Raw genomic sequence first — 3,661 nt, 5'->3', positions numbered from 1 at the left:
GGGCCGGGGCCTGCGGGGTCAGAGCCGGCAGTGCCGGGACGCCGTCGCGCGGTTGGTGGTGACGGCGCGGTCGAGGTTGGTCGCGGCGCTGATGAGCGCGAGGTGGGTGAAGGCCTGGGGGAAGTTGCCCAGGGCCTCGCCCGCCGCGCCGATCTCCTCCGCGTACAGGCCCAGATGGTTGGCGTGGGTGATCATCTTCTCGAAGATGTACCGCGCCTCGCCGACCCGCCCGGCCCGGGCCAGCGCCTCGACGTACCAGAACGAGCAGAGGTTGAACGTGCCCTCCCGCTCGGGGAATCCGTCGGTGCCGTCGGTCCGGTAGCGGTGGACGAGGCTGTCGCTGACCAGCTCCTCCTCCAGCCGCCGGACCGTGGACAGGAACCGCGGGTCGGACGGCCCGGCGAACTTCACCAGCGGCATGACCAGCAGGGACGCGTCCAGCGTCCGGCCCTCGGCGTACTGGACGTACGCGCCGAGCTCCGGCGACCAGCACTCCTCCTGCACATAGCGGTAGGCCGCCGCGGCGGCGTCGCGCCAGCGCTCCACCGGGGCGGGCATGCCGCGGTGGCGGGCGATGCGCATGGCGCGTTCGAAGGCGACCCAGGACATCAGCGCGGAGTAGGTGAAGCGCCGGCGGCCGCCGCGCGTCTCCCAGATCCCGTCGTCCGGATCCTCCCAGTGCTTCTCCAGCCATTCGAGCTGGCGGCTCAGCGCCTCCCACAACTCGTAGGAGATGGGCTCGCCGTGCTTGTTGTAGAGGTAGACCGAGTCCATCAGCTCGCCGTGGATGTCGAGCTGGAGCTGGCCCGCGGCGGCGTTGCCGATGCGCACCGGGCGGGAGCCGCGGTAGCCGGCGAGGTGGTCGAGCACGGTCTCGGGCAGCTCGGAGCGGCCGTCGATGCCGTAGAGCACCTGGAGGCCGGTGCCGGGGGGCGCCTCCACGCAGCGGTGGTGGAGCCAGTCGATGAACGCCGCCGCCTCCTCCGTGAACCCCAGCCGCATCAGCGCGTAGAGCGTGAACGCGGCGTCCCGGATCCAGGTGTAGCGGTAGTCCCAGTTGCGGCCTCCGCCCAGGGACTCGGGCAGCGAGGTGGTGGGCGCGGCGACGAGGGCGCCGGTGGGCTGGTGGACGAGGAGCTTCAGGACGAGCGCGGAGCGCTCGACCGCCTCCCGGTAGCGGCCCCGGTAGGTGGAGCGGCGCAGCCAGCCGTCCCAGTAGCGCAGGGTGTCGTCCAGCAGCCGGGACGCCTCGCCGCGGCCGAACGGGCGGACCTCGCCGCCCCACTGGGCCGCGAGCTCCAGCGTCCGGCCCGGCTCCAGCACGACGGTCGCCACGGCGGCGTCCCCCTCGGCGCGCAGCGGCGCGGACGAGCGCAGCACCAGCGTGCCGGCCGGGCTCGTGAAGACGGCACCGACGCCCTCGACCACCTCGACCCTGTGCGGGGCCCGGGCGTAGTCGAACGCCGGCCGGCACTCCACCTCGACCGTGGCGCTCCCGCGCACCATCCGCACCTGCCGGACGATCTGCCGGACACCGCTCGCGGGGCAGGACGGGTGGTCCGGCACCATGAAGTCGTACAGCTCCGCGACCGCGGCCTCGGCGAGGAACCGGGTCAGCAGCACATTGGAGTCCGGCAGGTACATCTGCTTGGCGCGCTCCACGTCGCGCACCCGGACCGAGAACGAGCCCCCGCGTTCGGTGTCGAGGAGGGAGCCGAAGACGGAGGGCGCGTCGAAGCGGGGCAGGCAGCACCAGTCGATGGTGCCGTCGACGCCCACCAGCGCGACGGTGTGGAGATCGCCGATGACGCCGTGGTCCTCGATGGGCGGTGCGATGGTCTGCCGTGGCCCGATGTCGTGTTTCATGACCGACCCTCCTTCGCGGAGGCGCGACACCACCCGTTATACCTCCGGGGGCGCGGGCGCGACAGCGTACGGAGCGGTCGCGGGCGGCGGCCGGGCGGCGGCCAGGCGGGGGGTGGCTATGCGTCGGGGTGCGAGCCCAGCTGGAGCCGTACCTCCAGCTCGTGCTCGCCCGGCACCGTGCCGTGGTCCTCGACCCCGAAGACCACGCCGAGCTCCTCCTTGACCTGGCGCACCGGGTCGGCGGCGCCGAAGAGGTCGACGGTGACCGGCGCCGCCAGCCGGGCCGGCGCGACGGCGCGTGGGGTGGCCCGGGTCCGCGCGTCGACGACCATGCACCACACCGTGGCGGCGCCCTTGGCCGCAGCAGAGGCCGACGCCTTCTCCTCCGGGCCGCTGACCTCGGGGAACGCCGCTTCCAGGGCACCGAACACGGTGCTCGCGTCCTCCTGGCCGCAGCCGGTCAGATGAACGCTGACATGGTCCGCCGTCTCGAGGCCGCTCATCACCCGGTGCTCCTCTGCCCTCTGCTCGTCCGTGGTCCGACCGTACGAGAGGGCGGGGCGCGCCGCCCGGCGGCGGGGGCCATCCGGACGGCCGTCCTCGCATCTCAAAGGATTTCTTTGGGCTGGTGACGGAATTCTTTATTCGACTTATGGAGCGAAAGGTCGTAGCGTCGTTGATGTTGGCTTTTCCCGACCCGTCAGAGGCGGTGTTTCCGTTGGTGGGCGAGCGCCGAGTGGCGACTCCTTGGAAGTTCATGGCCGCGACCGCGATCCTGTGGGGCTCGGCCTTCCCGGCGATCCGCGTCGCGCTCGACGGCTACGCGCCGACCGCCATGGCCGTGCTGCGGCTGGCCGCCGCGGTCGTCCTCCTGCTGCCGTTCCTGTTCACGGGCCGGATCAGCAGGCTGCGCCGCGGCGACGTCCTGCGCATGGCGGGCTTCGGGCTCACCGGCATGACCGCCTATCAGCTGCTGCTCTACGCCGGTGAACGGCACGTCGAGGGCGGCACGGCCGCCATGCTCGTCGCCACCTCCCCGGTGTTCGCCACCGTCCTGGGCATGCTCGTGCTGCGCGAGCGGCCCGGCGCCTGGGGCGTCGGCGGACTCCTCATCGCCCTGACCGGCGCCATGGTGGTCGCCATGTCCGGTGGCGGCGGGGGAGGTTCGCACTCCGGCATGGTGATGATCGTTCTTGCGGCGGCGGCCCAGGCGACGTCCTTCATCCTCCAGAAGCCCCTGCTGTGCCGCTACTCAGGCATGGACTGCATCTTCTACGGCAGCCTCTTCGGCCTGGTGCCCCTGCTGTTCTTCGCCCCGCAGGCGGCGAGCCAGATGGTGGCGGCCGGCTGGCAGCAGAACACCGCCGTGCTGTGGCTGGGCCTCGGCTGCACGGTGCTGGCCTTCTGCACCTGGTCGCGGGTGCTGGAAGCGGCCACGGCGTCGACGAGCTCCCTCGTGCTCTACGCGGTGCCGGTCGCCGCGCTGGCGCTGGACGCGGGCCTCAGGGGCGTCCTGCCGACCCCCCTGGCGGCCCTGGGCGGCCTGATCGTCCTGGCCGGCGTCGGCGTCGCCGCCGTCCGCCGGCCCTCCGGGCGCAGCCGCGTGGTGGCCGGTTCGGCCCCGCGCGAGAAGGCATCCGAGGCGGCCACCGAGAAGGCCGCCGAGGCGGCCGCGGCCGACGGGCCGAAGGCCCCCGCCACCCGCTGAACCGGCGTCGCCGGGCCCTCGGCCCGGCGACGCCGGTGTGCGTGTAAGGCACAGTGAAATCCCTGTAAAAAATAGATAATATTATCT

The 3,661-nt window shown here is 72.6% G+C and carries 3 protein-coding genes; 1 reads left to right on the top strand and 2 read right to left on the bottom strand.

What is annotated here, in order from left to right:
• Positions 1-18: 18 nt before the first annotated feature.
• Both K6I33_RS33050 and K6I33_RS33045 read right to left on the bottom strand, forming a co-directional pair.
• Positions 19-1,866 (bottom strand): glycoside hydrolase family 15 protein, encoded by a 1,848-nt coding sequence (locus tag K6I33_RS33050; RefSeq protein ID WP_229358365.1) that lies wholly within the window; start codon positions 1,864-1,866, stop codon positions 19-21.
• Between the two features lie 116 nt (positions 1,867-1,982).
• The gene (locus K6I33_RS33045) at positions 1,983-2,369 is read right to left on the bottom strand and encodes a hypothetical protein (protein WP_229358363.1); all 387 of its coding nucleotides are present in this window, start codon (positions 2,367-2,369) and stop codon (positions 1,983-1,985) included.
• 254 nt (positions 2,370-2,623) lie between these two features.
• Between K6I33_RS33045 and K6I33_RS33040 the strand changes: the two genes are divergently transcribed.
• The gene (locus K6I33_RS33040; protein ID WP_229358361.1) at positions 2,624-3,574 is read left to right on the top strand and encodes a DMT family transporter; all 951 of its coding nucleotides are present in this window, start codon (positions 2,624-2,626) and stop codon (positions 3,572-3,574) included.
• The last annotated feature ends 87 nt before the right edge of the window (positions 3,575-3,661 follow it).

This window comes from Streptomyces sp. UNOB3_S3 (assembly GCF_020740895.1).
GTDB lineage: Bacteria > Actinomycetota > Actinomycetes > Streptomycetales > Streptomycetaceae > Streptomyces.
This window is presented reverse-complemented; position numbering and strand designations above follow the sequence as displayed.